The following is a 3,516-nucleotide window of genomic DNA, read 5'->3' on the forward strand; positions in this document are numbered from 1 at the left end:
GGGCGCCGCCGCACTGTGCTCAACGACAGTTCCGAGCGTCCCCGCGTCATCCGGCCGGCGCCGCGCGGGCCGGGCCCCGGCGCGCCGCCGCCGCGCGAGCGGATCGCGGTCGCCGAGGCGAGCCCGCCGCGCAACGTCCCGGTTTACTCGCCGCCCGTCCAGCGTTTCCAGCCGGAGCCGGAGCGCGCCACGCCCCCGCCGCCGCGGCGCTTCGGCACCGAGCCCGCGCCGTCCTTCGCCGGCCCCGCGACCGCGCAATCGGATCCGCTGCCGGGCTTCTCGCTGACCCCGCAGGGCGTGCAGCCCGAACCCACCGCGCCGCCGCCGCCCGCCGAGGCGGAAACCGGCCTCGCCGACATCGCCGCGCTGGTGAACCGCCTGCCGACGGAACGCGCCGCACCGCCGCCGCCTCCGCCGCCTGCTCCCGCGCCTCAGGGACCGACCGAGCGGCAGATCCGCGATGCGCTGGCGCGGGAGAATGAGCGCCGCGCGGCGGCTTCCCGCCAGTCGGCGCAGGCGACGCGCGCGCCGGCGCGGACGGCCGAGCAGCGCGCGGCTCGCCGCCCGGCCCGGCCCGCCCATCCCAGCCGCCACTGGGTGCAGGTCGCGGGCGGCGCCAATCGCGCCACCTTGCCGCGCGAATTCGCCCGGCTGCGCGGCCTCGCGCCGCAATTGCTCAATGGCCGCCCCGCCTGGACGACCCCGCTCAACGCGACCAACCGCCTCCTCGTCGGCCCCTTTGCTTCGGCGCGCGAGGCGCAGGCCTTCGTCAACCGGCTCGCGGCCGAGGACGTTTCGGCCTTCGCCTGGACCAGCCCCGCCGGGCAGGAGATTGTGCGGCTCCCGGCCGGGCGGTAAGCCCGCCCGGGCATGACGCTCGCCCGCCTCGCCTCGGATCCCGCCCGCAGCCGCGGCCGCCGGCATCGTGAGGAGGAGCGCGCCACCCGCGGCCCGCGCGACGCGTTCCAGCGCGACCGCGACCGGATCATCCATTCGATCCCCTTCCGCCGTCTCCGCCACAAAACCCAGGTCTTCGTCGCGCCCGACGGCGATCATTTCCGGGTGCGGCTCACCCACAGCCTCGAGGTCGCCCAGATCGGCCGGACGATGGCGCGGGCGCTGGGCCTCAACGAGGATCTCACCGAGGCGCTCTGCCTCGCCCACGATATCGGCCACCCGCCCTTCGGCCATGCCGGCGAGGACGTGCTGCAGGCGGCGATGGCCGAGGGGGGCGGCTTCGACCACAATGCCCATACGATCCGGCTGCTGACGAAGCTGGAAAGCCCCTATCCGCGCCATGACGGGCTCAACCTCAGTTGGGAGACGCTGGAGGGGCTCGCCAAGCATAACGGCCCGGTCGCGGACCCGCCTTGGGCGCTCGCCGAGGCGGACGCGGATTTCCCGCTCGATCTCGCCACCTGGCCGGGGCTGGAGGCGCAGCTCGCCGCGATCGCCGACGACATCGCCTATGACAATCACGACATCGACGACGGCCTGCGCGCCGGCCTGTTCGCGCTCGACGAGGTGCTGGCGGTGCCGCTCGTCGCCGCGCGCTGGCGGGCGGTGTGCGACCGCTTTCCGGGCGTCGACGAGGCCCGGCTGGTTCCAGAGCTGATCCGCGACCTGATCGGGCTAATGGTCAACGACGTGCTGGTGGAGACGCGGCGCCGGGTCGCCGAAGCGGGCGTCGCCACCGCGGACGAGGTGCGCGGCGCCGGCCGCTCGCTCTCCGGCTTCTCCGCCGCGCTGCGGGACGAGGAGCGGGCGCTCAAGGCCTTTCTCCATGCCCGCATGTACGATGCCGTGCCGGTCCAGGCGGTGCGCGGCCGGGCGCAGCAAGTCCTCGCCGGCCTTTTCGCCGCCTATCGCGGCGATCCCCGGCGCCTCCCCGAGCTCTGGCGGCCCGCCACGAACGATCAACCGGCCATGATGCGCGCGATCGGCGACTTCATCGCCGGCATGACCGACCGCTACGCGATCCGCCGCTATGAGGAGCTGGTCGGCCCGGCCGATCTGCCCGAGGGCTTCTGATCGCCCCTCACTCGATCCGTCGCGCCGAGATGATCCGGACCGGGCGGTCGATCATCTGATTGCGCATCGCGCCGCGGCCGGCATTGGGCACCGTCTCCGAAGCGAGGATCGTCCGGACCACGTCCATCCCCTCGATCACCCGCCCAAAGGCGGCATAGCCGGGGCGGCCGTCCTGGGCGTCCATCTGGGTGATCGCGGCGGTGGTGATGAAAAATTCGCCCATCGCATTGCCTGGCGCGCTCCGTGCCATCGAGATGGCGCCTTCGACATGGCTGAGCCCGGTCTCGTTGGTCGGCTCGTGCGCGATCGGGTGGAACATCAGCCGATAATTGCGATGAATGCCGCCCTGGATGAAGCCGCGCCCCTCATGCCCGCGCGTCCGCGCCGCGCGGTAGAAATTGGTATCGTCGAACCGGCCGGCGTCGACATAGCGCAGGAAGTTGGTCACCGTGACCGGCGCGCGCCGCCCGTCGAGCAGCAGCACGATTCCCCCCGCCTCGGTCTCCAGCCGCACCCGGACCAGCCCGCGCTCCTGTGTCGCAGGCGGTGGGGGCGGGCGCTCGGCCGCCTGCACCCTGAGCGGCGTGCCCTCGCGCTCGGCTTCCTGCTGAATGGGCGGCGCGCCCTCGCCGCAGCCGGCGGCGAGCAGGGTCAGCAGGACGAGACGGGCGAGCGGGCGAATCATGCGCCGATGGATGCAACAGTCTTGCGGGCTAGAACAGCCCGGGCACCTCGCGCTGCGCGACGCTCGGCCGGGCGGGGGCCAGCATCTCCTGCCGCGCGGGGCGTTGCAGCGCGGTCGGCGAGGTCGCTGTGCTGATCGCGGTGCAGCTCCGCCCGGCGAGGAAATCGAGCGCCTGGCGGGTCGAGGCCTCAAGTGGGTCGCCCATCGGCCGGCTGAAATCGTCCGCCGCCTGGCAGCTCGCGCCCACCGTGGCGGCGAGGCCGTCATAATAAGCGCCCTGGCGCGAGGCGTTCTGGGTGGCGAAGGCGACGACGCGGAGGCGATCGTCGCACGCCGCCCGGTCGACCGCGATCTGGCCGACCGGCTTGCCGTAGGTGTTGGCACCGATCAGCGCGGCATTGGCGCCGAGATAGGGGATGAAGGAATTGATCACGAGCTCGCTCGCCGAAGCGGTGCTGCCGGTGCCGATGAAGGCGATCCGGGTCGGCGCGATCGATTCCGCGCGCGGCTGGAAGGTGCGCGTGTCGTTGAACTGCGCCTTCTCCGGCCGGAAGGTCGTGAAGCTGAAGACGTCCGAGGTCGAGCGGTTCCGGCCCAGCAGGTCGCCGATCAGCTCCGCGGTCGAAACCAGTCCGCCGCCATTGTACCTGAGGTCGAAGACAATCTCGGTGATCCCCGCGGCGCGGAACTGCGCGAAGGCATCGCGCAGCGCCGGGTCGGCGGTCGAGATGAAGGTGCGCAGATTGATGTAGCCGACCTGGCGGCCATTGTCGTTGATGACCTGGACACCGTAGCGGGTC

4 protein-coding genes are annotated in these 3,516 nt (G+C 72.7%); 2 read left to right on the forward strand and 2 right to left on the reverse strand.

What is annotated here, in order from left to right; translation table 11 throughout:
- A partial coding sequence (locus tag ACT4N8_RS03455; protein WP_444856743.1) for an SPOR domain-containing protein occupies positions 1-858 on the forward strand: 858 nt, incomplete at its 5' end.
- A 12-nt stretch (positions 859-870) separates the two neighbouring features.
- Positions 871-2,031 carry a deoxyguanosinetriphosphate triphosphohydrolase gene (locus tag ACT4N8_RS03460; protein WP_444856744.1) on the forward strand — a complete coding sequence of 387 codons (1,161 nt, stop codon included), beginning with the start codon at positions 871-873 and terminating at the stop codon, positions 2,029-2,031.
- A gap of 7 nt (positions 2,032-2,038) precedes the next feature.
- On the opposite strand, the gene ACT4N8_RS03465 is transcribed toward ACT4N8_RS03460, so the two are convergent.
- Positions 2,039-2,716, reverse strand: a complete 678-nt coding sequence (locus tag ACT4N8_RS03465) for a peptidylprolyl isomerase (protein WP_444856745.1) — start codon at positions 2,714-2,716, stop codon at positions 2,039-2,041.
- 28 nt (positions 2,717-2,744) lie between these two features.
- Positions 2,745-3,516 (reverse strand): S41 family peptidase (locus tag ACT4N8_RS03470; RefSeq protein ID WP_444856746.1); only part of this gene is annotated, 772 nt, incomplete at its 5' end.

Source organism: Sphingosinicella sp. (assembly GCF_052387495.1).
Taxonomy (GTDB): domain Bacteria; phylum Pseudomonadota; class Alphaproteobacteria; order Sphingomonadales; family Sphingomonadaceae; genus Allosphingosinicella.

Coding starts and splice junctions, on each gene's coding strand:
- ACT4N8_RS03465 (WP_444856745.1), bottom strand. CDS start 2,716: ATGATTCGCCCGCTCGCCCGTCTCGTCCTGCTGACCCTGCTCGCCGCC.
- ACT4N8_RS03460 (WP_444856744.1), top strand. CDS start 871: ATGACGCTCGCCCGCCTCGCCTCGGATCCCGCCCGCAGCCGCGGCCGC.